Source organism: Methylocystis sp., assembly GCF_046349115.1.
Lineage (GTDB): Bacteria > Pseudomonadota > Alphaproteobacteria > Rhizobiales > Beijerinckiaceae > Methylocystis.
In genome coordinates this window covers 84,878-110,612 of sequence record NZ_JAXMCX010000003.1, presented here as the reverse complement: position 1 = coordinate 110,612, position 25,735 = coordinate 84,878, and the positions used below count along the sequence as shown (strand labels likewise).

Here is a 25,735-nt window from a genome sequence, read left to right as displayed (position 1 = left end):
TGCCTCCGCCGCGCGCTGCTTGAGTCTCGCGCCCCTTTGGCGCATTAGCAACTAAAGCCCACCCCGCGACCGCGTCGCAAGCAAGGCGCCATTCATGCCGAAGGTCTTCGACGTCATTCTGTCCGGCGGCGCGCTGGTCAATCAGGACGGCGTGGGCGTCCGCGACGTCGGCCTTCGCGGCGGCAGGATCGCCGAAATCGGCGACCTGTCCCGCGCCTCTGCGGGCGAGACCATCGACTGCCGAGGCCTGCATATTCTTCCAGGCGTCATCGACACTCAGGTGCATTTCCGCGAACCCGGCGCGCCGCACAAGGAAGACCTTGAATCGGGATCGCGCGGCGCGGTTCTCGGCGGAGTCGTCGGGGTCTTCGACATGCCCAACACCAATCCGCTCACGACGGGCGAAGCGGAGCTGGCCGACAAAGTCGCGCGCGCGAGCGGACGCATGCATTGCGATTTCGCCTTCTGGGTCGGCGGCACGCATGAGAACGCCCGTCATCTTGGCGAGCTGGAGCGCTTGCCCGGCGCGGCCGGAATCAAGGTGTTCATGGGCTCTTCGACCGGCTCGCTGCTGATCGCCGACGACGCCGGAATCGCCGACGTGCTGTCGCATACGCGCCGGCGCGCAGCCTTTCACAGCGAAGACGAAGACCGCCTGAACGAACGCAAGCCACTGCGTGTTGCCGGCGATCCCGCCTCGCATCCGGTCTGGCGCGACGTCGAGACGGCGCTGCGATCGACCCGTCGCCTCCTGGCCATCGCCCGCGACAAGCGCGCGCTCGTGCATGTGCTGCATGTGACGACCGAAGAAGAGATTGCGCTGCTCGCCGAGAACAAGGATATCGCCAGCGTCGAGGTGACGCCCCATCACCTTACGATGGACGCGGGCGACTATGCGCGAATCGGCACGCTGGCCCAGATGAATCCGCCGGTGCGCGAGGCGCGCCATCGCGAAGGCCTGTGGCGCGGCGTCGCGCAGGGCGTCGTCGACGTGCTCGGCTCCGACCATGCGCCGCACACGCTTGAAGAAAAGGCCACGCCTTATCCAGAAAGTCCTTCAGGGATGACCGGCGTGCAGACCCTCGTTCCGCTGCTGCTCGATCATGTCAACGCCGGCCGACTGACTCTGCAGCGCTTCGTCGACTTGACCAGCGCCGGTCCGGCGCGGCTTTTCGGCATCGCCGGCAAGGGGCGCGCGGCGGTCGGCTATGACGCCGATCTCACCATCGTCGACATGAAGCGCCGCGAGACGATTCGCAATTCATGGATCGCCTCGCGCGTCGGCTGGACGCCTTATGACGGCAAGGAGGTCGTCGGCTGGCCGGTCGGAACCTTCGTGCGCGGCGCCAGGGTCATGTGGGAAGGCGACCTCACGACGCCGTCGCAAGGCGCGCCGATGCGCTTCTGGGGGACGCGATAAAAGCGCGCATCGCTCGCTTTCAATAGCGCTGCTTGTCGGGTAGCGCGCGATATTCCTGCCAGACCGCATCGGCTTCGGGCCGCATCAGCTCGACGACGGGGATCGCGCGCTGCGCCATCGGCTTCTTCATGTCCTGATCGATCGCCTGATCGTCAAAGAGATCCTGGTAATCCTTCCACTCCGCCCCGTAAAAAATCTTTCCGACGCGCGCCCAATAGGCGGTCGAGTAGCACATCGGACAGGGTTCGCAGCTGCTGTAGAGAATCGCCCCCGCGACATGCGGCGAGCCGATCTTCTTGCAGGCCGCTCTGATCGCGTTCATTTCGGCGTGCCCGGTCGGATCATTGTCGCGCAGCACGCTGTTGCCCGCGGCGCCGATGATCTCGCCGTCTTTCATGACAATGGCGCCGAACGGCCCGCCGGTTCTGTCGACGACGCCGGCTCGACGCATCAGCTTGATCGCCTGCGCCATATATTCGCGATCCTTGTCGGTTGCGGCCGGCTGGGCGGCGTTCTTGCGCTCTTTCGCGAACAGCGCATTCGTTCCGCCGGCGGCGGCGGCCATAAGCGTCGCCCCTCTGGCCAGAAACTCCCGGCGCGGCGTCACGACGATCGAGGAAAATAATTTGTCGAGCGAAGAAAGAATATTTTTGGTCTCACTCATCGGATCGCCTCCCGTCGTTGCTCCGATTGAATTGGAATAGCGCAGGAATGTCTAGCGGCCCTGTTGCGTTCGGCGCGCCGCTAGTCGAGACGCGCCACCGGCAAATCTCAATCTTCGCTCCAGAAATAGTGCCAGACGCCGTCGGACGCGATTCCGATCCGCGTCGCGCGCGGCTTGCCTTCGGCATTGGCGCGGGAAAGATCGCCGAAGCGCACGCAGCGCCATCGCGCCACCGCGTCGCGGTCATTAGCGGGCGGCCCCGGCTGGCGCGTGAAGGCCGGCCATTCATAGAGCGTCGTCGGTCCGCGCATGATTTTGACGTAAGGCTGAGCGAAAATCGCGCGAATGAGCGAAATCGTCTCGCGACCCTTGCGATCGAAGGAAAGCGCCTTCAAAATCTCGATCGGATCGGTTCCGGCCTTGAACGCGCCGCTCCTGGCGAAGAGCGGCCGAGTCTCGTTCCAGTCGATCGGAATGCGTAGCGCTTCGACATCGCCCGTCTCGCAAGCGGCCAGAATTTTATCGCGGATCTTGGCGACCGGCGCGGGCAATAGAGCAAGATCGCCGATCGGGGGCGACACGACGTCGGCCAGGGCGTCGGCGTTGGATTTGCGGCTCATGCGGGATGTTACCGCACGCCGCCTTCGATTTGCCAATGCCCTGAATTATGGCGTTCTTCTACAGCCAAGATTGTCTCGATGCGATGAAGCCGCCATTTTAGCCGTCGCGTCTCTCGGAGAATAAATGGAAGAGCTTCAACAGCAGGACGGACATTCGGAAAAAAAGGCGTCGCCTCGGCTTGAGGCGATGCTGCGTCGCTCGGCGCTGGCGATCGTCGCCGAGCGCCTCTGGCGGACCGGCCTGGCGCTCGCCACCATTCTCTTGTTCTTCCTGGCGCTCTCCTGGCTGGGGTTCTGGGGCGCGGCGCCGGCGGAAGCGCGCATCGTCGGCGTGGCGCTGTTCGGCTTCGCGGCGCTCTATGTCGTCGTGCGGGAATCGGTGCGCGGCTGGCCGCATCGCGCCGCGGCGCTGGAACGGCTGGACCGGAGCGCCGATTCGGCGTTGCGTCCGGCTTCGTCGCTCGAAGACCGGCTCGCCACGCAGAACGCTGATGCAGGCGTCGAGGCGCTCTGGGCGCTGCACCGCCGGCGCCTGGAGGAAGCTTTGGCGAAGGCGCCGATCGAGGCGCCGCAGCCGCGCGTGCCGCAGCGCGACCCTTACGCCTTGCGCGCGTTCGCGCTCGTCGCCGCCGTCGCGGCGGGTTTCGCGGCCGGCGACGAAAAGCGCGCGCGCCTTGCCGCCGCCTTCGATTGGCGCGCCGCCTCAAGCTTCGGGACCAGCGCGCGCGTCGACGCCTGGCTGGAGCCGCCGGCCTACACCGGCCGTCCGCCGATCGTGCTCGCCAAGGAAAGCGATGCGTCGATCGATGCGCCGGTCAATTCGACCTTGCGCATCCGCCCGCCGGACGCCGGCGCGTCGGTCTCCGGCGGTCTCGTGGCGCAGCAAGCCAGCGACGACTCCGGGAAGGAGGCGCCGCCGAAGGAGCAGGCGTTCAAGCTCTCGGGGGCGGGGCAAGTGTCGCTGTCCGACGATCGGCGCTTCGATCTCGCGGCGATCCCCGACAGGCCTCCGGCCATCGCGCTCACCGACCGGCCGCGCAACAATGCGCGCGGATCGATGACGCTCGCTTTTCGCGCCGACGATGATTACGGCGTCGTCGGCGCCGAAGCCGTTTTCAGCAAGCCGCCCGGAGGGCCGCGCGCGCTTTACGAGCCGCCTCGACTGGCGCTGGCGCTGCCGCCCGGCGCTGGCGGCCAGGGCGAAGGCAAGGCGACGATCGATCTTGCCGACAGTCCCTTCGGCGGCGCGAAGCTCGCGATGCGGCTCGTCGCCAGGGACGCCGCGGACAATGAGGGCGTTTCGGAAGCGATCGAAATGATTTTGCCGCAGCGCCGCTTCGTCAAGCCGCTGGCGCGCGCGCTCGCGGAACAGCGACGCATCCTGGCGCTCGATCCGGACCGGCGCGACAGCGTCCGCACGGCGCTCGAGGCCCTGTCGGTCGCGCCGGAAGCCTTCGAGACGCCGTCGGCCATCCATCTCGGATTGGGCGAGGCGCGCCGCGCGCTCGACGCCGCGCGCAACGACGATGATTTGCGCGGCGTCTGCGAAATGCTCTGGGCGATGGCGCTCGACCTCGAAGAAGGCGACATTTCCCAGGCAGAGCGCGATCTGCGCGCCGCCGAGCGCGAATTGAGGGATGCGATCGCGCGCGGCGACAGCGAGGCGGACATCGCTCAGCGCGCCGAGGAGCTTCGCGACGCGCTCGACAAATTCCTCCAGCAGCTTGGCGCAAGATTGCCGCCGCCAGGCGCACCGCTGCGAGAGGCGGAAGGGAGCGCCGACTCGGTCACGCCAGACGAATTGCAGTCGATGCTCGATGAAATGAACCGAGCGATGAAGGCCGGCGACATGCCGCAGGCGCAGCGCCTCCTCGACGAACTCCAGGACATTCTCGAAAATGTGCAATCGGGGCAGGGCGCGGGCCAGCGCCGCGCGCACGGGCGAGAAATGAACCGCGCGCTCAGCGAACTCGATCGGCTGTCGCGCGAGGAGCAGCAATTGCGCGACGAAACCTTTCAGGGAATGAACCCCGACGAAGACGACGCGGAGCCGCGCGCCTCGCGCGGGGGCCGTCAAAACGGCCAGCGCCGGAGCGACGAGCCCGGCGCCGAACGCAACCGCCAGCAGGCGCTTCGCGAGCGGCTGGAGCGTCAGCAGGATGCGCTGCGCGAGGGCGGCATCGAGGCCGGCGAAGAACTCGACGAGGCGCGCCGCGCGATGAAGGAGGCGGAAGAGGCGCTCGGCAAGGCTGGAGAAGGACGCGGCAGGGCGATCGACGCCCAAGGGCGCGCCGTTCAGGCGCTGCGCAAGGGCGCCGACAGGCTGGCGCAGCAGATGCGCGGGGAGGGCGACGAAAGCGCCGACGAAGAGGGCGGAAGCCCCGGCAGGCGCGGGCGCCGCGGCAAGGGCCGCGATCCGCTCGGTCGCGCCGCCGGCGACGGCAACCGACCGGATGTCTCCGGCAAATATGATCCGCTCGGGCTGGCGCCGGCGCAGCGCGCCCATCGCGTGCAGGAAGAGTTGCGCCGCCGGCTCGGCCAGCCCGAGCGCCCGCCGGAAGAACTCGATTATTTGCAGCGCCTGCTGCGGCGATAAACGCCTTGCGGCGCGGCGCATGCTTCTCTACAGCGCGGGTGCGTAAGGAGAAGCGCCGCTCATGCCAAGTTATTCAAATCTGTTGGTGATTGTCGCCGTCGCGGCGGTCGCGCTCGTCGTCGCCGCCGGCTTCGTCAACATGTTTCGCGGCGGCCAGGGCGCGCCGGCCCGCGCCCAGAAGCTCATGCGCTGGCGCGTCGGCCTGCAATTGCTGGCGCTTCTGATCGTGCTCGGCGTGCTTTACGCGCGAGGCCGCTGATCGGCGCCGCGTTCACTTGCCGGCGCGTTTCTCCAGCCATGCGACGATCAGCGGATCGTCAATCGCGCCGGTCACCGTCACCACGGCGCCGTCGGGGGCGACGAGCGCGGTGAAAGGCAGTTCTCCGCGCCAGCTATTGTCTGCCTCGAAATAAAGCTTTTCGACGAAGTCATCGGCGAAGCCGTAATGGTCGGCGTTCGAGAGTCCGGCCTTTTCGATGCGCGCCTGCGCGCGCGCGCGGTCCTCGTCGCTATCCGTATTTACGAAGACGAGGTCGATTCCTTTTTTCTCGGCGGCGAATTTCGCCCATTCCGGCAATTCGACGAGGCAGGGCGGACAGGTCACCGACCAGAAATGCACGACGAGCGGCCTGCCGGCGTGCGCCTTGCTCAATTTGGCGAAGTCGCCGCGCCCATAGGGCTTGAAGTCAAAGGCGTTCGCGGCGCTCACGGCGAGAGCAAAGGCGAAGGCGAGAACGAAGAGGCGCATCAGGCGAAATCCAACTGACGGTTACGAAGACTCGGGGGTCTTGTCATGCCCGGCGCCGCATGGCGGCGACCGGGCATCCAGAGCCGCACGGCGAATCTTCAGAGTTTGCCCCGGATTCCCGATGCTTCGCTGCAAGCGAAGCGTCGGGAATGACAAAGCGGCGCGATTGCGAAAGCGGCGTCACCGCGCCGCCGCCGCGCTTTTTTCGTCGCGCGGCAGAGGCAGAAGGCGATAGCCTTCCTTATGGGTGAGCCATGACAGATAGGCCGCGCCCTTATGGGCGATGAGCTCCGGATGGTCGGAGGCGTCTGCGGTCTGCGCGACCATGCGCGGCGCGCTCCAGCTCTTGCCGTTGTCGCGCGACAGTTGCATCGCGATCGTCGTCGTCGTCCCGTCGAACTCTTTCCAGACGCGATAGAGGCGGTCCTTCGCCGCGATCAGCGTCGGATGTCCCGGCGCGCGCGCGTCCTCCCCGAATTTTTCCGGCTGGGAAAAGCTTTTGCCGTCGTCGACGCTGCGCGCGTAGAATAGGCCTTGCCGGTTCTTGCCCTTGGTGAACCAGACCACATGCCAGGCGCCCGAGGCGTCGATGGCGATCGATGGTCCGTGATGCGGACAGCTGTTGATCGACCAGTCGTCGTCGGCGACGCGCGTCGCCGTCGCCTGCGTCGCGTCCGCCGAGAGTTTGGCGACCACATGGTCGCGAATATTGCCGTCCAAAACCTGCCGCCAGGCGAAGACCGGCGTTCCATCCTTGTCGAGCGCGCCCGACATGCGGCAGCATTCGCAGGCGTGATCGATGAGGATCGACTTGCCGTTGAAGGTCTTGCCGCCGTCGTCGGAATAGGCGAAGGCGACGCCGCTCCCGGCGAATTCCTTGCCTTCGGCCTTGGCTTTGAGCGCATGGGTCTTGTCGAGCCAGCCGGCGTAGATGCGGCCCTTGCGATTGACGACGATGCTGTCGAAGCGCTGGCCGCCTTCGGTCAGGAGCGGCTGCGGCGTCGAGAATGTCTTGCCGCCGTCGGTCGAGCGGGCGGTGAAAATCGTGCCGATCATTTGCTTGTCGGGCCGCGTCGTATAGGTCGCGAGCAGGGCCCCATCGTTAAGCGCCGTGATTTTGGGTCGCGCGTCGCCATGCGCGTCGATGACGCCGTCGCCGACCGTGGCGATCGCCGTCGGCGGCGAAAAACTCTTGCCATTATCTGACGACGCCGCGGCGTAGACGGTCTTGCCGACCGAGAAGGCGACCCATAGGCGGCCGTCCCTGGCGAAGGCCGGAACGGCGGTCATCGCGCAGTCGACTTTCGCCTCGGCGCAAGCCGGCGCGGGGTGATGGCCCATCGCGGCATGCGCCGATTGGGCCGCCGGCGCCGGCGCGCCCTTGTCCGCATTGGCGGTCGGCGAATCTGTTTTTTCTGCGCTGATCGGCGCCGGCGCGTCTGGCGCGGCAAGCGCGGCGACGGGGACGCAAACGGCGAGCAGGGCAAAGGCGATGCGCTTCATTTCTCTCTCCTGCTTCTCTCCTGTTTGCGGCGTCCGGCGCCGACGCTTTCATGCGCCAAGCAATGATGCGTGGCCGCTAATGGAATCGAAAACTTTGCACGCCGTCATAGAAGCCGCCGGGCGGCGGCGGCGCCTTCAGGCCCGAGACGATGGAGCGCGCCAATTCGCCGTGTTTGGGCGTGGACGCCGAAACGATGGCGATGCTGCTCGGCGCGCCGGAGGCGCCGAGACGAAAGCGGACGACTGCTGTTCCCGAGCCGAGATTGGTCACGCCCGGCGAGCGCGCGCGAATGAGCTGAGCGAGCTTGCGCAAATAGGCGGCGCTGTCAGCCTTGCTCTTTTTGTCGACGGATTTCTCGGCCGACTTTTCGTCCCGCGCCGGCTTCGCCTTCTGTTCGCTCTGCGCCTTGGCCTTATCGTCGCGCTTTTCGGCCTTCTCTTCCGGCTTCGCGTCCTTGTGCTCTTCCGGCTTCGGTTCGGTCTTGTCTTCGGCCTGCGGTTTGGGCGCTTCGCCCTGCGCCCGGACCGGCCCGCCGGCTCCCAGCGCGACGGCGAAAGCCAGCGCTGAAAGTCCTATCGTCAGTCGAGAAATTTGCCGCATCTCTCCCTCCTTCAAAAAATGCGCGTCGCCACGCGCTCTCCTCCGGCGTTCATCGCCGCCGGAATTACTTTGGCGTTCCGCGGAACATGAATGTTTGCCCCACTTCCATGGAGCCGCCGGGCGGCGGCGGCGCTTCGACGGTCAACAGGATTTTTTTCACCGCCTCCGCCAAAGCGGGACTGGTCGTCTTGTCGATCGTCACCTTGTCGATCTTGCCTTGTGCGTTGACATGAAAGCTGGCCGTGACTTGCCCTTCGCCGGCGGGGCTCTCCGCCGGCGTTTGCTTGGCGATCGCGGCATAGAGCGCGCCGAGGAATTTGCTTTCCGACATCGCCGGCGCGGCGGTGGGCGCGGTCGCTCCCTGCGTGGGCGCCGGCGCAGCGGGCTTGGCTGCCATCGCAGGCGCCGGCGTCGCGCTTCGCTTTGGCGCTGTCGTCGACTTAGCGTTCTCGGCATGCGCCGTCGAAGCGGCTAGCGCCGCAATCAAGCTAAGCGAGCGCGCGAGCTTCATCTTGCCCCCAATGTTTCAGAACAATTGATAACGGCGGGCGCGCGCGTCCGCCGCTTCTCGTCAGTGGAAAGCGAAGGCCTGGCTGACGAAGGCCGCGCCGCACATGCTGGGCCCGCGCGACGACGCCACGATCCGTCGCGCCAGCGCCGCATGGGCCGGACTCGACCCCGACGCCGAGACGCCCGACAGGCCGCCGCCGGGATTGACGTGGAACGTCACGCTGGCGTGGCCGGGACCAAGGCTCGTCGAGCCGGGCGTATGCCGGCGAAGCGCCGCTGCGATATGCGCGAGGCATGTCGCCTGGGACGCGCCCGAACTCGCGGCCTGTCCCTCCGGCGCGCCATAGCGTCGACGCGCCTGCGCTTCCTGGCGCTGCTGGGCGCGCTGGACCTGCTGCTGTTCGACCTTCTTCTTGATCTCGTCGACGTCGTCCCGCTTGGCCGGCAAGGGCACGGCGTCCGGCGCCATCACCAGCGGCGGCGGCAGCGCGATTTCGGGCTCCTCGACTGCTTCGGGCGGCGGCGTGTCGTCGGCTTCCGCGACTTCCTCCTGCTCGAAGAAGTCGCCTTCCGAGACGAGGTCCATGCTGACCGAATCGAGGGAGATCGCATTCGGCTTCGCCGTATAGGCGAGTATGGCGAAGACCACGACATGCAGGGCGACGACCGCGGCGGTCGTCACCGAGCGAAGCCACGGCGGCTTGATCGGATCGGGACCCGAGGGCGGTCGGTCGCCCTCGCGCACAATCTGTTGGGGACTGAGCGCGAGATCGGTCATTTCGCCGCCCCCGCGGGCGTGGCCGGAACATGCGCCGGCGGCGCGCCGGCAGCTGGCGCGGCGTGGCCATGCGCGCCCTTCGTCGCCGGGCCGGTCTTGCTGCGCGAGTTGGTCATGATGGCGATATGGGTGATCCCATTGGTCGCGAGCTTGTCCATCACCGCGACGACCTCGCCATAGACGGCCTCGGTGTCGCCGCGGATATGGACGACGCGCGACTGGTCGTCGCCCATCATCACCTTGATGCCGTCGATGAGCGCTTCCGGCGTGGTTTCGTCAGCGCCGAGCGCGATCTTGCCTTCCTTGCCGACCGTAACCACGATCGGCTCTTTCTGGTTGATCGGCGCCGCGGCGCTCGCCTGCGGCAGATTCACCTTGACGCCCTTGGCGAGCAATGGCGCCGTCACCATGAAGATGATGAGCAGCACCAGCATGACGTCGACGAGCGGCGTCACATTGATGTCGGCGAGCGGCTGATAGAGGCCGTCGGTTGCGCTCTGGCGCTGGCGTGAGGGCATGCCCATTACGCGGCCTCCCGATCACGACGCGGACGCGCCTGATGGCCGCTGCACATGAGCAGCGATTCGTCTTCGATGTAATGGGCGACCTGCTGGCCGACGCGCGCGAAGGCGGCGCCGATGCGGTTGTAGCCCACCGAGGCGGGGATCGCGGCGGCAAGCCCATAGGCCGTCGCCGCGAGCGCTTCGGCGATGCCCGGCGCGACGACAGCGAGGCTCGTGTCCTGCGACTGCGCGATGCCGGCGAAACTCGTCATGATGCCCCACACCGTGCCGAACAGGCCGACGAAGGGCGCGACCGACGAGATGACGGCGAGATTGGGCAGGCCGCCTTCCGCCTTGGTGAGGAATTCGCGCGCGGTGCGGCTCATATGGTCGGCGATGCGGGCGCGCTTGTCGCCAATCGTTTCGTCGGGCAGGTCGAGCGAGAAAGCTTCATGTCCGGCTTCCGCGACCGGCGCGAGAACGCCGACGTCGCCGCCGGCGCGGGCCGAGCGCGCCGATTTGGCGATGCGGTTGACGGCCACAACGCCTTCGACGATGAGCACCCACGTCCAGATCGAGGCGAGCAGCAGCAGCGCCATGACGACCTTTCCGACGGGACCGGCGTTTAGGAACATGGCGAGAGGGGAAAGCGTATTGTAATCCATTGTCACTCACTCGTTTTTAGGACGCGCTTGCGGCGACCGCGCAGGCGGAGCGTCAGTTTTCGTTTTATTGTGTCGTCGCGAGATGAGCGCCGTCCAAGCGGCGAAACCGCGGCCGGACTCCGGCGCTTCGCGCCTGAAGTCCGACCCAATCAGAAAATCTAAATGGCGGGAGGGGCGCGCGCGCCATTCGCGCCGCTCGGCGTCAGACTTTCCGGCGGTCGCGCGCCGATGGCGCTGTGATCGATCGTCGCCGGTCGCGCGGCGGATCGCGCGATTGAAGCCATGCGCTCGGGCAGAACCGCGGAATTCGCATGCGCGGCGAGACAGCATTCCGGACATTTATGTCCGGATCGAAATGGCGCGCCATGGCGCATCGCCGCGGTCGCATCCTGCGACGCGGCGATAAGCGGTCCTGCTAGAGAGGCGAAATGCTCGCACGCGACGCCTTCCGAACCGGCGAATGCGTGCGCGGGCCGAGCGGCGCCCGACAAAAGAAGAGACAACATCAGCGCGCAAGCGGCGACGACGGCGAATGCCGCACGGAACTCCCGACGCATGGCGCGCAACTGTGACATAATTGTCTCTTAATTGATTTTTTAATCTTTGACAACGCAAGGAGGCTTGGAAATGCGCGGTTTACCGGTCCATGTTCGCGCCCTGCGCCGCCACAGTTGACGGCGGCGAATTCGCTGAGACGGGCATGGGCAGTCGGCGGCTAGCCACACTATTCATTCTGTTTGCGCTCGTCGCGAAGCTCGTCTCGCCATGCGAGGCGTCAGCGGCGGTGGCCCTCGGCGCGCCCGACGCAGCGATCGCCAAGTGCCATTTCCTCGCGCAGAAGTCATCGGCGCAGGGCGAGTCGAAACCAGCGCCCTCAGGCGATCTCGATCACGAGGCCTGCGCTTGCGCGCTCTGCCATATCGGCTGGAGCACGCTGCCGCCTACCGACAATCTCTTTGTAATCCAAGGCTTGGCGCATCATGTCGCGCCGCGGGCGCCGCCGGCGCAAAGCTTTGTTCCCTCCCAGCAAAACCGCAGCGCCTCCCCGCGCGGCCCGCCTTCCTTCGCCTGATCCGCCAAAAGTTACGACGGCTTTAGGCCGTTCGGGTCAGTCGCGCCGCCTTGGTCGGCGCCAGAGGGAATCAACTCATGTTTCGCTACTCGCTCCTGCGCGGCGTCTCCGCCGGCGCTCTCTCGATTTTTGCGCTTTCCGAACTTTGCGCGACGCCCGTCGCCGCGCAGCAATCGCTGCCGACCATCGATGTCGGCGGCCAGCGTCGCGGCGTCGTTCGCCGGGGAGCCGAGCATGTCGCGGGCCCTGGCGCGACCACGAATGTCGCGCCGGCTCCAAGCTCAGCCCCTTCGACGCCGTCGATTTGGGCGGCGACGCTTCCCGACGGCAAGCCCGCCTTCGTTCAAAAGTGGCAACTACCGAATACGGTCGCGAGTATAACGCGTAGCCAAATCGAGCGTCGGATCAACATCGTCGACACGGAAGATGCGGTCAAATACATGCCGAGCCTTTTCGTGCGCAAACGAAACAATGGCGACACGCAGGCGGTCCTGCAGACCCGAACCTGGGGCATCAACTCCTCGGCGCGAAGTCTCGTTTATGCCGACGATCTGCTTCTCACCGCGCTCATCGGCAACGACAATACGATCGGCGCCCCGCGCTGGGGCCTCGTCGCGCCGGAGGAAATCGACCGCGTTGACTTCCTTTATGGTCCCTATGCGGCGCAATATCCGGGCAACTCCATGGGCGGCGTGCTGAAGATCACGACGCGCATGCCGGAGCAATTGGAAGTGTCCGCAAAGGATACGCTCGCCGTTCAGGACTTCTCGCTCTATGGAACGTCGAAAGGACTGGTGAACAATGTCACCAGCGTGTTTGTCGGCGACAAGATCGGCGACTTTCTCTACACGATTTCCGGCAACTGGCAGCGCGGCTCGCAGCAGCCATTGACCTATGTCACGGCGCAAACGTTGTACGGCTATCCAGGGGGCTATTTCGCGACGACCAAATTCGGAGTGCCGGCGACGGTGCTTGGGTCCGCCGGCAATCTCTCGAATGATCAGGTCAACGGCAAATTAAAGCTCGCCTATGATTTCGCGCCGACCGTCCGCGCGACGTACACGCTCGGCTTTTGGTCGAATGACGGCACGTCATATCCCGAGAATTACCTCTATTCGGGCTACGGTCCGGTGTACGGCCCGGTCTTCAGCAGCACCAGCAATCGTTGGGGCCTGCAGACATCGACCCTCCAGAGCTTCGGCGCAGCCTACTACCGCGTTCAGGAGAAGATGTTGGTGAATGCGGGGGCGGTGAAAAGCAACACCGGCGGTCTGTTCGATTGGGAAATTTCGGCCTCGAACTTCACCTATTTGCAGTCGGACCAGGTCGCCCCTTATAGCGCGGCGCCGGTCGGTTACACGGCGACCGGCAAGAACGCGGTCTATACGGGAACCTATTGGAGCCTCTTCGACATGAAGGGCATCCTCCGTCCCGATGGCATTCTGACGGGCCATGACATCAGCTTCGGTCTGCATGGCGACCAGTTCCACCTCAACAATCCGACCTGGCTCACGACCAATTGGCCTTCCGGAACCGCAGCCGCCTATGGAGCCATCGCCTCGATCGGCGACGGCACGACCCGCACGCAGGCGCTCTGGCTGCAAGACGCCTGGAGGATCAACGACCTCTATAAGTTCACGGTCGGGGTGCGCGGCGAGCATTGGCAGGCTTCGGACGGTTACAACCAGCAACTCGGCAGCATCAACGCGACCGGCACCGGCTCAACCGCTTCGCTGGTGAATATGCTGCCGATCTACCAGCCGAACCTTTACTCGACTCGGGTCTCGCCCAAGGGCTCGTTCCAATGGACTCCCGACGACAAATGGACCGTCACGGCGTCAGTCGGCATGGCCAACCGTTTCCCGACCGCGCGAGAGCTCTACAACCTGACCTCGGTCACGGGCTCCGCCCCCGCCGCCAATCCGAACCCAAATTTGCGTCCGGAAGTCGCTCTCACCAAGGAGCTGACATTCGAACGCAAGATCGGCGGCAATGGAACGGCGCGCGTGTCGCTCTTTGACGAAGAGGTGCGCGACGCAATTATTGCTCAGAATCTTTACGTGACGTCGCTCAGCACGCTGACCACAGGCAACGTCAACATCTCGCGCATTCGCAACTCGGGCGTCGAATTCGCCGCGAGCAGGGACGACGTCTTGGTCAAGGGACTCGAACTTTTGGCGAGCGCGACCTACGTCAACTCTCGTATCATCTCCGATCCGACCTGGGCCCCTACGGGCGGCAACAATCTCGACAATGGAATCTGGTCCGTCACCGGCAAGAACGTCCCTTACGTGCCAAAGTGGCGTTGGACGGGCGTGGCGACGTACCGACCAGACGATAATTGGTCGTTCACGCTCGCAGCGCGTTGGCAGGACCGCATGTGGTCGACGCTCTCCAACAATGATCGAGCGCATGGCGTGTATGGGGCCTTCGATCGCTTTTTCGTCGTGGACACCAAGATCCACTACAAATGGAACGAGCGTTGGGCCTTCGACTTTGGCATCGACAATATCGGCAACTACAAATATTTCCTGTTCCATCCCTTCCCGCAGCGCACCTTCTTTTTCGCGGCCAAATATGATTACGGCGCGAATAAACATCCCGAACGCGGAATTTTCTATTTCGACAATGAGAGCGGGCTCCCGCAGAATTTGCTTCAGCCGGTCGCGTTCAATTGGGAGTGAGGCGCCTCGGCGCACCGAAAGGAGAGAGCCTGGAAGCATTGCGCTTCCAGGCCCTTTCATTTTTTGGCCGTCGCGTTAACGCGCCAGCGGCTTGACGATCGATGCATCCGTTTTCTTGGCGTCGCCGAACAGCATCTTCGTATCGGGCCGAATGAACGCGCTCCGCACGCCGACACGAACGGTCCCGTCCTCCGCTTCAAGAACCGTGTCGTCTTCGCCTTTCGTCGCGCGACGACCTCGCGCGGTTTAGTTCTGCGATACTCTCGTTCTGCGGCCCGTCTTTTGAAGTTCGGCTTTTCGTTCATCGTCGTGGTTTTTCGAACCGGCAACTTTCTTGCCGTCGGGCGCCTTCTTCAGATCGACGAATTTCAACTCCTCGCCGGACTTCTCCAGACGCCAGACATGGAATTTCTTTCCCATCACTTGGCCGTTCTTTTGGAATTTTAAGTCGTATTTTTCCGAAGCGCCGGGGTCGATCGAAAACGTCGTCTTCTCGATCGATCGTTCCATCTCGGACGCCAGCGCGAGACGCACGTCAGGCGCTCTGTGCCACTTGAAAATGAATCTGACCGCGCTCAGAAATCCCTTGTCGAACACTTCGCCAAATGACGATCTCGACTGACGAACGCGGTCAAAAATGTCCTTCAAGATCAAGCCCGCCTCTTTACCGGGTCGACCCGCATATCCCCGATCATAGAAATCAGACGCGGACACGTGATTTATCGTATAGGTTCGCTCGATTTTGGCATTGGAAAGCTTGTCTAGACGCTTTTCGCAGCCTTTGGCGGCAAGAAGAGTCGGCTTTTTGTCGGTATCGTTGAAAAAATCGCCAAGCTCATTGGCAATTAGTAGGCAATTTTCTTCTTGTCCGACAAAAAATACGAAATCTATGTTGAGCGATTTGACAACCTCCCTCGACGGAGGGGCTAACAGTGTTGTTCTTAGCACCACTCGAGCGTGGTAATGATCTGAAGTCCATTTTTTTACAGTATCGCAATTATTAGCTAAATTTCCTCGATCTTCACAATAATCTACAAGATAGCTTTTTTCGTTGTATTTATCTTGTATAAATCTAATAAAATTGGCGGCGACATATTGAGTGTATACGGGATTTGTCTCGGTATCTTCGATGACCCAAATTCGTTTCGCGCCGGTTTCCTCGGCAAAGTTGGCGGCTTCCTCGGCTTGCAGGTCATCCGTGGGAACTAGGCGGAAAAGCGGCGCATAGGCTCGCGAACTGTCACGAACATCGAGCGCCGGATTGCTTTCGATCGGTAAAATGACTGGAATGGGAGGGTCAGCAAGCATATAATGGTTGAGCGCATGAGAAGATGCAGTGCTGCTGAAATGTCCAATCACCATTAATGTATCATCTTTATTAACAATTGTTTTTGAGACTTCTTCGGCGTCATCAGGAGTAGCGTCGACTTGTATCATCTCGACCCTGATGTCGTCGATTTGTTCATCGCTCAGTGAAGACTTTATTCCCTGCCATGAATCAAGCACGCCAGCTTGTTTGTTGTCTCCCACAAAATAAATTTTGTAGGAGCTCGGACCAGTGAACCACCCCCCGATCCATGCCGCGAATGGCGCAATGACGACTAGCGCAGTAAGGGTGCTGACGAATTGACTACTGAAAACATGCAATACCTTATTTAAGGCGCCGGTCGCCACGGAAAGAATATTCTTAAACATGATCGTCACTCCCAAAAAATTGGAGATTGCTCAATATGTAAATACGAACGCCGCTGTGGGAGCTTTGGTTCCCCTTTGCCGCCGCAGCAGAGCTCGGAGCCTAAGGAGGGGCGCATCGCTGGACTGTGCGCCACCGCACGCGCCTGTCGCGCGGCGTCGATGGCGAGCGACGAGTGTCGCGGCCGGGCCCATGATGCGCGCGGGGAATTCGCCCTGAGCGCAACGATGCCGGGTCTTGCGCCAATCGCGCAAAAAAGCCCGGGAGAAAACTCCCGGGCTCAATCGATTTTTGCTCTGTTGAAGCTTAATGCGCCAGCGATTTGACGATCGATTCGACGGTCTTCTTAGCGTCGCCGAACAGCATCATCGTGTTGGGCCTAAAGAACAGCTCGTTCTCGACGCCGGCGTAGCCTGAGCCCATGCCGCGCTTCAAGAACAGCACCGTCTTCGCTTTTTCGACGTCGAGGATCGGCATGCCGTAGATCGCCGAGGTCTTGTCGGTCTTGGCGGCGGGATTGGTCACGTCATTGGCGCCGATGACGAAGGCGACATCCGCCTGTCCGAATTCGGAGTTGATGTCCTCGAGTTCGAACACTTCGTCGTAAGGCACATTGGCCTCTGCGAGCAGCACATTCATATGGCCCGGCATGCGGCCGGCGACCGGATGGATGGCGTATTTGATATCGACGCCTTCCGCCTTGAGGATGTCGGCCATTTCGCGCAGCGCGTGCTGCGCCTGCGCCACCGCCATGCCATAGCCCGGCACGACGATCACCTTGCCGGCGTTCTGCATGATATAGGCGGCGTCCTCGGCCGAGCCCTGCTTGACGTTGCGCGTCTCCTTGCCGCCCGCCGGCCCCGCCACCTCGCCGCCGAAGCCGCCGAGAATGACCGAGATGAAGCTGCGGTTCATCCCCTTGCACATGATGTAGGAAAGGATCGCGCCCGATGAGCCGACCAGCGCGCCGGTGATGATCAGCGCCAGATTGCCGAGCGTGAAGCCGATGCCCGCCGCCGCCCAGCCCGAATAGGAGTTGAGCATCGAGACGACGACCGGCATGTCGGCGCCGCCGATCGGAATGATCAGCGTCACGCCCACCACCAGCGAGGCGACGATCAGCAGGAACAGCCAGAAGCCGCTCTGCGTGCCGACGAACAGCGCGGTCAGCGCCAGCATCGCGACGCCGAGCATGATGTTGATGGTGTGGCGCTCCGGCAGCAGGATCGGCTTGCCGGTCATGCGCTCGGAGAGCTTCAGAAAGGCGATGATCGATCCGGTGAAGGTGATCGCGCCGATCGCCGCGCCGAGCGACATTTCGACGAGGCTGCCGGCGTGAATCTCGCTCGAATCGCCGATGCCGAAGGCGCGCGGCGCGAAGAATGCGCCGCCCGCCACCAGCACGGCGGCGAGGCCGACGAGCGAGTGGAACATGGCGACGAGTTCCGGCATCTTCGTCATCGGCACGCGCTGGGCGATGAAGGCGCCCGCGCCGCCGCCGATGGCGACGCCGATCACGATCATCAGCAGGCCGCCGAAGGACGGAAAATGCGTCAGCAGCGTCGTCGCGACGGCGATCGCCATGCCGATCATGCCGTAGCGATTGCCCTCCCGCGACGTCGCCGGCGACGAGAGGCCGCGCAGCGCGAGGATGAACAGGACGCCGGAGACGAGATAGAGGAGGGCTGCGATATTGGCGCTCATGGCGTCAGCCCTTCTTCTTGTACATGGCGAGCATGCGTTCGGTGACCAGGAAGCCGCCGAAAATGTTCACGCTGGCGAGAATGACGGCGATGAAGCCGAAGGCGTTCGCCCACCATGAGCCCGAGGCCTCGGCGGCGGTCATGCCTTCGACGCCGGCGGCGAGCAGCGCGCCGACGATGATCACCGAGGAAATCGCGTTGGTCACCGACATCAGCGGCGTATGCAGGGCCGGCGTCACCGACCAGACGACGTAATAGCCGACGAACACCGCCATGGCGAAAATCGCCACGCGGAAGACGAATGGATCGATGGCGCCGCCGGCAAGCCCGTGCGCCGCGGCGGCGGCCGCCGTATGCGCAAGTTCGTCGGAATATTGCTGCGCCTGTTCGGCGAGATGGCGGGCGGCCTCTGCCGCCGCCTGCGCCTTCTCAAGCAATTGTTGCGTAGAGTCGGTCATCGCTTAACGCCCCTTTGGTTTGTTGTGCGCGCAGGCGGCTATTTGAAACGTTCGTCCAGGATGGCGCCGTCGCGGGTCAGCGCGGTCGCCTTCACCAATTCGTCGTCCCAGTTGATGGCGAGCTGCTTCGTGTCCTTCGAGACGAGCGTCTCGACGAAGGCCAGCAAATTCTTGGCGTAGAGGCTTGACGCCGTCGACGCCATGCGGCCGGCGAGGTTGAGCGCGCCAAGAATTTTCACGCCGTCGACCACCACGGTTTCGCCGGGCTTGGTCAACTCGCAATTGCCGCCGCGCTCGGCCGCGAGATCGACGATGACCGAGCCGGGACGCATCGAGCTCACCATCTCAGCCAAGATGAGCTTGGGCGCCGGTCGGCCGGGGATCAGCGCCGTGGTGATGACGACATCCTGCTTGGCGATGTGCGAGGCGACGAGCTCGGCCTGCGCCTGCTGATATTCGGGCGACATTTCCTTGGCGTAGCCGCCGGAGGTCTCGGCCTGTTTGAACTCTTCGTTTTCGACTGCGATGAATTTCGCGCCGAGCGACTCGACCTGCTCCTTCGTCGCGGGACGAACGTCGGTGGCGGTGACGATCGCGCCCATGCGCCGCGCGGTGGCGATCGCCTGCAGGCCGGCGACGCCGACGCCCATGATAAAGACTTTCGCCGCCGGAACGGTGCCGGCGGCGGTCATCATCATCGGGAATGAGCGGCCATATTCGGCCATCGCGTCAATGACCGCGCGGTAGCCCGCGAGATTGGCCTGCGACGACAGCACGTCCATGGTTTGCGCGCGGGTGATGCGCGGCATGAACTCCATGGCGAAGGCGATCGCGCCGGCCTTGGCCAGTTCGGCGAGCTGAGCGCCGGCGCCAAAGGGGTCCATGATCGCGATCACCGCGAGATTGGGTTTCGCGCCCGCGAGCTCCGCCGCCGAGGGACGCCGCACGCGCAGCGCCACGTCGGCGCCGGTCAGCGCCGCCGCCGCGTCATTGGCGACCGTCGCGCCGGCCGCGGCGTAATCGCCGTCGGAAATGCCGGCTGCGGCGCCGGCGCCGGACTCGACCGCCACGTCGGCGCCGAGCCCGATGAATTTCTTGACGGTCTCAGGCGTGGCCGCGACCCGCGGCTCGGACTGATCCGTTTCAGCCAATACGGCGATGCGCATGACGAACTCCGGTTGCGGAAAAACCGTCGCCGCCAGCGTCGCCGCCAGCGGTGGCAGGCGAAGAGCGCGGGCCTAGCGCGCGACGAAGAAATACAGCGCGAGCAGCACCACTGCCGTGCCCGCCGCCGCGATCTTCAGCAGCAGCAGAAATGTCTCATAGGTCCTTACATGCTCGGCCCAGTCGCCGTTCGACTCCACCGGCGTGCGCAAGCTCGCCATCTTGCTCCTCCCAATTCTTGCTTAACGCGCGCGTGAACCCGCGCGCGAAGCTCATGCTAAACGAGCGCAAGCCATAGGGCAACGCCCCAAGACGTCCCAAGACGCGCAAGTGCCTGCGTCGCGCCGCCGCGCGCGGCGCAGCGAAGCACAGACAGAGTTTGGGGTTTATGGCGCTGGGGCGGGCCGAGGCGTTTGGCCGCGAGGATTGCGCGCAACTTTTCTTGAGAAACGCTCGCCAAAGAAAAGAACGCTACGCGGAAACTCTCTTGGCTTGCTGAAGGGCGCGTCAACCGCAAAACCGCCTAAGTCGGCGTGTTCGCAGCCAAGCGAGCTTCGAGGCTCGCTATTTCATGGCGTCGCGTAAGAAAAAAGCCCCGGACGTTTGGTCGTCCGGGGCTCTGTCTTGTTGGATGGACGCGGCTTAGAAGTCCATGCCGCCCATGCCGCCGCCCGGCATCGGCGGCGGAGCTTCCTTCTTCGGCGCTTCGGTGATCGTCGCCTCGGTGGTGATGATCAGGCCGGCGATCGAGGCGGCGTCCTGCAGCGCGGTGCGCACGACCTTGGTCGGGTCGATGATGCCGAGCTTCATCAGGTCGCCATACTCGCCCTTCTGCGCGTCGAAGCCATAGCCGTATTCGCCGGATTCGAGCAGCTTGCCGACCACCACGGCGCCGTCGCCGCCGGCATTGTCGACGATCTGGCGGGCCGGCGCCTGGATCGCCTTACGGACGATGTCGACGCCCGTCTGCTGATCCGGATTGCCGACCTTGACGCCGCCGAGCGCCTTGATGGCGCGCAGCAGCGCGACGCCGCCGCCCGGCGACACGCCTTCTTCGACCGCCGCGCGGGTGGCGTTGAGCGCGTCGTCGACGCGGTCCTTCTTCTCCTTGACTTCGACCTCGGTCGCGCCGCCGACGCGGATCACCGCGACGCCGCCTGCGAGCTTGGCGAGACGCTCCTGCAGCTTCTCGCGGTCATAGTCGGAGGTTGTCTCCTCGATCTGGCCCTTGATCTGGGAGATGCGCGCCTCGATGTCCTTCTTCTCGCCGGCGCCGTCGATGATCGTCGTGTTCTCCTTTTCGATGCGCACGCGCTTGGCGCGGCCGAGCATGGCGAGCGTGACGTTCTCGAGCTTGATGCCGAGGTCCTCGGCGATCATCTGGCCGCCGGTCAGGATCGCGATGTCTTCGAGCATCGCCTTGCGACGGTCGCCAAAGCCCGGCGCCTTGACGGCGGCGATCTTCAAGCCGCCGCGCAGCTTGTTGACGACGAGCGTGGCGAGCGCCTCGCCTTCGACGTCCTCGGCGACGATGAGCAGAGGCTTGCCGGTCTGCACCACCGCTTCGAGAATCGGCAGCAGCGGCTGCAGCGTCGACAGCTTCTTCTCATGGATGAGAATGTAGGGATCGTCGAGCTCGGCGATCATCTTCTCGGCGTTGGTGATGAAATAGGGCGAGAGATAGCCGCGATCGAACTGCATGCCCTCGACGATGTCGGTCTCGGTCTCGAGGCTCTTCGCCTCCTCGACCGTGATCACGCCCTCATTGCCGACCTTCTGCATCGCCTTGGCGATTTCCTCGCCAATGAACTTGTCGCCGTTCGCGGAGATGGTGCCGACCTGGGCGATCTCGTCGTTCGAGGTGACCTTCTTGGAATGCTGCTTGAGATCGGCGACGATGGCCTCGACGGCGAGATCGACGCCGCGCTTCAGATCCATCGGGTTGAGGCCGGCGGCGACCGCCTTGGAGCCTTCGCGGGCGATCGAGGCGGCGAGAACCGTCGCCGTCGTGGTGCCGTCGCCGGCGATGTCATTTTGCTTCGAGGCGACTTCGCGGACGAGCTGGGCGCCGAGATTCTCGAACTTGTCGGCAAGCTCGATTTCCTTCGCCACCGTGACGCCGTCCTTGCTGATGCGCGGCGCGCCGAAGGACTTCTCGATGACGACATTGCGGCCCTTGGGGCCGAGCGTCACTTTGACGGCGTTGTTGAGGATTTCGACGCCGCGCAGGATGCGGTCGCGGGCGTCAGTTGAGAAACGGACGTCTTTTGCAGCCATTTAAAATTCTCCTAAAGGGTTCAAAAGCGATCGGCGGCGTCGAGTCAGTCGACGATGCCGAGAATGTCGCTTTCCTTCATGATCAGCAGGTCATCGCCGTCGATCTTGACCTCGGTGCCCGACCATTTGCCGAACAGCACGCGGTCGCCGGCCTTGACGTCGAGCGGGTTGAGTTTGCCGTTTTCGTCGCGGGCGCCGGGTCCGACGGAGACCACCTTGCCCTCTTGCGGCTTCTCCTTCGCGGAGTCCGGAATGATGATGCCGCCTTTGGTCTTTTCCTCGCCTTCGAGTCGCTTGACCACGACGCGGTCGTGGAGGGGACGGAACGCCATTGTGAATCTTTCCTTTTCTGGCCTGACGGGGTTCTGCCCCGCCAAAAAGGGATATGCGAACGCCTGCTGGCACTCATCTTTGCTGAGTGCCAGCAGGCGACATGCAGATAGGAGCGGGCGGCGCGGCTGTCAAGTTGGGGATGCGCCCAAAATTTCCGGCGCTGTTGCGCCGCGGCTACAGCGTCCGACAATAATTCATCTTACCCATAAGTCAGTATTGAGTCGGTCGTTTTTGGCCCGAAACGTCCGCGCATTCCAAGCAATTTTTCCGAGAATTCGATGCGTAAGCACCTCCTCGCCCTGTGCGCCGCAGCGGCGGCGCTGGGCCCTCTCGCCGTCAGCGCCGCCGATCTTCCGGTCGACAAGGCTCCGCCCCCGCTTTTTTTGGCGCCGTCGCCATGGCGCGTAGAAGTCGGCGCCCGCTACTGGTTCAGTTCGGGCAACCATAAATATGATTACTATCACGCCTATTTCCCGGGAACGTTGGTTTCGCGCCTCACCTTCGGCGATGTGACCGGCCATTCGGCCGAGACCTTTTTTCGCGTCGACCATGAGAGCGGCGCCTTCCTGAAAGGCTTTTTCGGCGGCGGGACGCTGGCGAGCGGCAAGCTCAATGACGAGGACACCGTGGCCGCGAAGTATGGCGGTTATAGCAATACGGTCCATGTACAGAGCGGCGGCTCGCTCAAATATGTCACCGTCGATCTGGGCTATAATGTCGTGGAGACCAGATTGCCGACTGGCCAGCCGGTCAGGATCGGTCCCTTCGTCGGCTATAATAATTTCCATGAGCGGATGAATTCATTCGGCTGCGCGCAGGTTCTGATGAACACAGAGCTTTGCGCAGCGGCTCCGGAGAATCGGACGCCTTACCCGACAAGTCTGGACGGCCTCGATTTCGACGTTTCGTGGAACTCGCTGCGCGTCGGCGTCGGCGGCGAGATCGAACTGACCCCGGGCCTGCGCGCCTCGCTAGAAGCGGCCTGGATTCACAGCTGGCTGTGGAACACCGACTATCATAATTTTCGTCCCAACATACGCGGCGTGCAGCAGTCGGGCGAAGGGGACGGCGTTCAGCTCGAAGGCCTCATCGCCTATGATCTGACGCCGCGGTTCAGCGTCGGGATCGGCGGGCGTTATTGGCGATTCAGCGCGCCGGGCATAGACCATGGCGAGCGCCAGTTCGACAATGTGGCGCACCCGATCTACTCGCTGTCGGAACGCTACGGATTTTTCTTGCAGGCGGGCTACCGCTTCGGCGGCCCCGACGATCGGACCGGCGCTGGCGAATTCGGTCCGTTCTTCGGCAAGGCGGCGGCGGAGCCGCATGAATGGGGCGGCGTCTATATTGGCGGCCATGTCGGCTATGGTTTCGCCGCCGCGAAAGATACGACTCTGGCCGCGCGCTCGCCGGAAGCGGCGATCCTCCAGTCGGACGCCAGGGCGCCCTTCTCACAGCGCTCGGACATCGCCGGCTTCGTCGGCGGCGGGCAAATCGGCTATAATTGGCGCCTTCATCCGCTTCTCGTCGCGGGTCTTGAGACCGATTTCGCCTACGCCAATATCGGCGGCTCATACGGCGCTTCCGCCAACTTCCTCAATGAAGAGAGCAAGAAAGGCGACTGCTTTGATGAAGACAATGAGTGTCGGAATTTCGCCGCCAGCGCCAAGCGGCTGCTCGAGTCGCTCGGAACCGTGCGCGGGCGGTTTGGCGTTCTGCCGCGCGACGACATCATGCTCTACCTCACCGGCGGCTTCGCCTATGGCCAGGTCTCGGCGCGCGGGGCGCTTGGCGAGGGCAACAGGTTCTGCGCGCTCGACTTCTATTGCTCCGCCGGCGCCTTTTCCGGCTTCGCCACGGGCTGGACCGCGGGCGCGGGACTCGAATACGCCGTCGCCCGCAACTGGAGTCTCAAGGCTGAGTGGCTTTATGTGGACCTTGGTCGGCAGGGTTACGCGATCAACGCCTATGGCGGCTTGGTGGCGGACGGAATTCCCGCGAATTTCGCCGCCTCGAGCGCCAGCGCGACCCATCTGATCCGCACAGGATTCAACTATCGGATCGATTGGCCCGGGCCGGAGGGGCCGATGGTCGCCGCCTATTGAATATCTGTCTGACGCCTGGGCGGGCCGGGCTATTTTCGTTGCTTAATGCAGGCTGACCATTTGCAGATGGTTTTCAAGCGCGTTGCCGATGCAGCCTTCTTCGGAATCCGCGAGGACGATGGGCGCGCCATCGGCGCCGAACAGCGCGAAAATCATCAACCCCGGCGCAATATGAGGCGCCTGCGGGTAAAGCCGATTGACGTCCTCCGAGCGCATCGGCCGCACATAAGCGATGAGGCCATCGCCAAGCTGGGCGAACTGCTCGGCCGTCAGCGGGGATTCCGTGCGTTCGGTCGCGGTTTTCATGTCCATCCTTACCTCCATGGCGGTCCTTTCGCCACCGCCGACGACGCCCAATGAGCGGCGCGCCGTCTGAATTTAGATGTGTAGCGTTTGGAGATTTTGAAGGGGTCGCGGTCAGAGTCCGAGCGCGAGTCTCGCCGGGTCTTCCAGCAACTCCTTGACCCGCACCAGAAAAGTCACGGCTTCCTTTCCGTCGACGAGGCGGTGGTCATAGGACAGCGCGAGATACATCATCGGCCGCGCCTCGATCTTGCCGTCGATCACCACGGGGCGCTCCTGAATCTTGTGCATGCCGAGAATGCCCGATTGCGGCGCGTTCAAAATGGGCGTCGACATCAGCGAGCCATAGACGCCGCCATTTGAAATCGTGAACGTGCCGCCCTGCAGATCATTGATGTCGAGCGCGCCGTCGCGCGCCTTGCGGCCGAGCGCGGCGATGGTCTGTTCGATCTCGGCGAGCGAGAGACGGTCGGCGTCGCGCACCACCGGCACGACGAGGCCCTTCTCCGTGCCGACGGCGACGCCGATATGGCAGAAGCGCTTGTAGATAATGTCGGTTCCGTCGATCTCCGCATTGACGGCCGGAATTTCTTCCAGCGCCTGACAGCAGGCCTTCACGAAAAAGCCCATGAAGCCGAGCTTCACGCCATGCCGCTTTTCGAAGGCCTCCTTGTAGCGTTTGCGCAGGTCGATGAGCGTCGACATGTCGACTTCGTTGAACGTCGTCAGCATCGCGGCGGCGTTCTGCGCTTCCTTGAGCCGGCGCGCGATCGTCTGGCGCAGCCGCGTCATCTTCACCCGCTCTTCGCGGCGGGCGTCCTCCGGCGGCAGCGGCGGGCGCGGGGCCGGCGGCGCTTCGACCCGAACTTCCGGTGCGGGGGCCAGCGCGCGGGCCTCCTGAGCGGGCTGCGGCGCCGCCGCCTGACGGGCGGCGAACTGAACGACGTCCGATTTCAACGCCTGACCGCGCTTGCCGCTGCCGGGGACCTGGGCAATGTCGATCCCCTGTTCGACGGCGATTTTGGCGGCGGAAGGCGACGGCGGCATCGCGTTCGCAGCGGGACTCGGCGCCGGCGGGTTCGGCTGGGGAGACGCCGCGCCCTCGACGATCTGGCCAAGCAGCGCGCCCGGCTCCACGGTCTCGCCTTCCTTGGCGACGATTTCGGCGAGCACGCCGGCTGCGGGCGCGTTGACTTCGAGCGTGACCTTGTCAGTTTCAAGTTCGGCGAGCGCCTCGTCAGCGCGCACCACGTCGCCGGCTTTCTTGAACCAGCGGCCGATGGTCGCTTCTGTCACCGATTCGCCCAAGGTCGGGACGCGAATTTCAGCCATCGG

25 protein-coding genes are annotated in these 25,735 nt (G+C 63.9%); 6 read left to right on the top strand and 19 right to left on the bottom strand.

Annotated elements, in window-relative coordinates:
- Positions 1–94: 94 nt before the first annotated feature.
- On the top strand, positions 95–1,420 hold the full coding sequence (locus tag U1E20_RS10045; protein WP_409980469.1) for a dihydroorotase: 1,326 nt from the start codon (positions 95–97) through the stop codon (positions 1,418–1,420).
- Between the two features lie 19 nt (positions 1,421–1,439).
- Here U1E20_RS10045 and U1E20_RS10040 read toward each other — a convergent pair whose 3' ends face one another.
- Both U1E20_RS10040 and U1E20_RS10035 read right to left on the bottom strand, forming a co-directional pair.
- Complete coding sequence (locus U1E20_RS10040) at positions 1,440–2,084, bottom strand: nucleoside deaminase (RefSeq protein WP_409980468.1); 645 nt, start codon at positions 2,082–2,084, stop codon at positions 1,440–1,442.
- A gap of 107 nt (positions 2,085–2,191) precedes the next feature.
- On the bottom strand, positions 2,192–2,704 hold the full coding sequence (locus tag U1E20_RS10035) for a hypothetical protein (RefSeq protein WP_409980467.1): 513 nt from the start codon (positions 2,702–2,704) through the stop codon (positions 2,192–2,194).
- A 124-nt stretch (positions 2,705–2,828) separates the two neighbouring features.
- On the opposite strand from U1E20_RS10035, the gene U1E20_RS10030 reads away from it, so the two are divergent.
- Entirely contained in the window at positions 2,829–5,300 is a 2,472-nt protein-coding gene (locus tag U1E20_RS10030) for a TIGR02302 family protein (RefSeq protein ID WP_409980466.1), read from the top strand.
- Between the two features lie 61 nt (positions 5,301–5,361).
- Complete coding sequence (locus tag U1E20_RS10025; protein ID WP_409980465.1) at positions 5,362–5,559, top strand: twin transmembrane helix small protein; 198 nt, start codon at positions 5,362–5,364, stop codon at positions 5,557–5,559.
- A 12-nt stretch (positions 5,560–5,571) separates the two neighbouring features.
- Here the strand turns inward: U1E20_RS10025 and U1E20_RS10020 are convergent, their stop codons facing one another.
- From U1E20_RS10020 to U1E20_RS09985, 8 genes are all read right to left on the bottom strand, one after another.
- The gene (locus U1E20_RS10020) at positions 5,572–6,048 is read right to left on the bottom strand and encodes a TlpA family protein disulfide reductase (protein WP_409980464.1); all 477 of its coding nucleotides are present in this window, start codon (positions 6,046–6,048) and stop codon (positions 5,572–5,574) included.
- 180 nt (positions 6,049–6,228) lie between these two features.
- A complete protein-coding gene (locus U1E20_RS10015) occupies positions 6,229–7,551 on the bottom strand; it encodes a sialidase family protein (RefSeq protein ID WP_409980463.1) in 1,323 nt (440 codons plus the stop codon).
- Positions 7,552–7,627: 76 nt separating this feature from the next.
- A complete protein-coding gene (locus U1E20_RS10010) occupies positions 7,628–8,152 on the bottom strand; it encodes a hypothetical protein (protein ID WP_409980462.1) in 525 nt (174 codons plus the stop codon).
- A gap of 64 nt (positions 8,153–8,216) precedes the next feature.
- On the bottom strand, positions 8,217–8,549 hold the full coding sequence (locus U1E20_RS10005; RefSeq protein ID WP_409980461.1) for an energy transducer TonB: 333 nt from the start codon (positions 8,547–8,549) through the stop codon (positions 8,217–8,219).
- Between the two features lie 174 nt (positions 8,550–8,723).
- The gene (locus tag U1E20_RS10000; protein ID WP_409980460.1) at positions 8,724–9,440 is read right to left on the bottom strand and encodes an energy transducer TonB; all 717 of its coding nucleotides are present in this window, start codon (positions 9,438–9,440) and stop codon (positions 8,724–8,726) included.
- A complete protein-coding gene (locus U1E20_RS09995; protein WP_409980459.1) occupies positions 9,437–9,964 on the bottom strand; it encodes an ExbD/TolR family protein in 528 nt (175 codons plus the stop codon). The genes U1E20_RS10000 and U1E20_RS09995 overlap by 4 nt, the downstream gene beginning before the upstream one ends.
- Positions 9,964–10,608 carry a MotA/TolQ/ExbB proton channel family protein gene (locus U1E20_RS09990; RefSeq protein WP_409980458.1) on the bottom strand — a complete coding sequence of 215 codons (645 nt, stop codon included), beginning with the start codon at positions 10,606–10,608 and terminating at the stop codon, positions 9,964–9,966. Before U1E20_RS09990 ends, U1E20_RS09995 begins: the two co-directional genes overlap by 1 nt.
- A gap of 158 nt (positions 10,609–10,766) precedes the next feature.
- A complete protein-coding gene (locus U1E20_RS09985) occupies positions 10,767–11,183 on the bottom strand; it encodes a hypothetical protein (RefSeq protein ID WP_409980457.1) in 417 nt (138 codons plus the stop codon).
- 125 nt (positions 11,184–11,308) lie between these two features.
- On the opposite strand from U1E20_RS09985, the gene U1E20_RS09980 reads away from it, so the two are divergent.
- Both U1E20_RS09980 and U1E20_RS09975 read left to right on the top strand, forming a co-directional pair.
- Positions 11,309–11,680: a DUF2946 family protein gene (locus tag U1E20_RS09980; RefSeq protein ID WP_409980456.1), complete on the top strand. Its 372-nt coding sequence runs from the start codon at positions 11,309–11,311 to the stop codon at positions 11,678–11,680.
- A 77-nt stretch (positions 11,681–11,757) separates the two neighbouring features.
- Positions 11,758–14,364 carry a TonB-dependent receptor gene (locus tag U1E20_RS09975; RefSeq protein WP_409980455.1) on the top strand — a complete coding sequence of 869 codons (2,607 nt, stop codon included), beginning with the start codon at positions 11,758–11,760 and terminating at the stop codon, positions 14,362–14,364.
- 246 nt (positions 14,365–14,610) lie between these two features.
- Here U1E20_RS09975 and U1E20_RS09970 read toward each other — a convergent pair whose 3' ends face one another.
- The 7 genes from U1E20_RS09970 to groES all read right to left on the bottom strand — a co-directional run bounded on the left by U1E20_RS09970 (position 14,611) and on the right by groES (position 21,991).
- On the bottom strand, positions 14,611–16,059 hold the full coding sequence (locus tag U1E20_RS09970) for a hypothetical protein (protein ID WP_409980454.1): 1,449 nt from the start codon (positions 16,057–16,059) through the stop codon (positions 14,611–14,613).
- A 304-nt stretch (positions 16,060–16,363) separates the two neighbouring features.
- A complete protein-coding gene (locus tag U1E20_RS09965; RefSeq protein ID WP_409980453.1) occupies positions 16,364–17,761 on the bottom strand; it encodes an NAD(P)(+) transhydrogenase (Re/Si-specific) subunit beta in 1,398 nt (465 codons plus the stop codon).
- Positions 17,762–17,765: 4 nt separating this feature from the next.
- On the bottom strand, positions 17,766–18,218 hold the full coding sequence (locus tag U1E20_RS09960) for an NAD(P) transhydrogenase subunit alpha (protein WP_409980452.1): 453 nt from the start codon (positions 18,216–18,218) through the stop codon (positions 17,766–17,768).
- Positions 18,219–18,256: 38 nt separating this feature from the next.
- Positions 18,257–19,384, bottom strand: coding sequence for a Re/Si-specific NAD(P)(+) transhydrogenase subunit alpha (locus U1E20_RS09955; protein ID WP_409980451.1), 1,128 nt, complete (start codon positions 19,382–19,384; stop codon positions 18,257–18,259).
- 72 nt (positions 19,385–19,456) lie between these two features.
- Positions 19,457–19,603, bottom strand: coding sequence for an aa3-type cytochrome c oxidase subunit IV (locus U1E20_RS09950; protein ID WP_409980450.1), 147 nt, complete (start codon positions 19,601–19,603; stop codon positions 19,457–19,459).
- Positions 19,604–20,024: 421 nt separating this feature from the next.
- Positions 20,025–21,659: a chaperonin GroEL gene (groL, locus tag U1E20_RS09945; RefSeq protein ID WP_409980449.1), complete on the bottom strand. Its 1,635-nt coding sequence runs from the start codon at positions 21,657–21,659 to the stop codon at positions 20,025–20,027.
- Between the two features lie 44 nt (positions 21,660–21,703).
- Entirely contained in the window at positions 21,704–21,991 is a 288-nt protein-coding gene (gene groES / locus U1E20_RS09940; protein ID WP_409980448.1) for a co-chaperone GroES, read from the bottom strand.
- A gap of 279 nt (positions 21,992–22,270) precedes the next feature.
- On the opposite strand from groES, the gene U1E20_RS09935 reads away from it, so the two are divergent.
- Positions 22,271–24,097: an outer membrane protein gene (locus U1E20_RS09935; RefSeq protein WP_409980447.1), complete on the top strand. Its 1,827-nt coding sequence runs from the start codon at positions 22,271–22,273 to the stop codon at positions 24,095–24,097.
- Positions 24,098–24,139: 42 nt separating this feature from the next.
- Here the strand turns inward: U1E20_RS09935 and U1E20_RS09930 are convergent, their stop codons facing one another.
- Both U1E20_RS09930 and odhB read right to left on the bottom strand, forming a co-directional pair.
- Positions 24,140–24,409 (bottom strand): DUF1150 family protein, encoded by a 270-nt coding sequence (locus U1E20_RS09930; RefSeq protein WP_409980446.1) that lies wholly within the window; start codon positions 24,407–24,409, stop codon positions 24,140–24,142.
- A gap of 105 nt (positions 24,410–24,514) precedes the next feature.
- Positions 24,515–25,732 carry a 2-oxoglutarate dehydrogenase complex dihydrolipoyllysine-residue succinyltransferase gene (gene odhB / locus U1E20_RS09925; RefSeq protein ID WP_409980445.1) on the bottom strand — a complete coding sequence of 406 codons (1,218 nt, stop codon included), beginning with the start codon at positions 25,730–25,732 and terminating at the stop codon, positions 24,515–24,517.
- Positions 25,733–25,735: the final 3 nt, after the last annotated feature.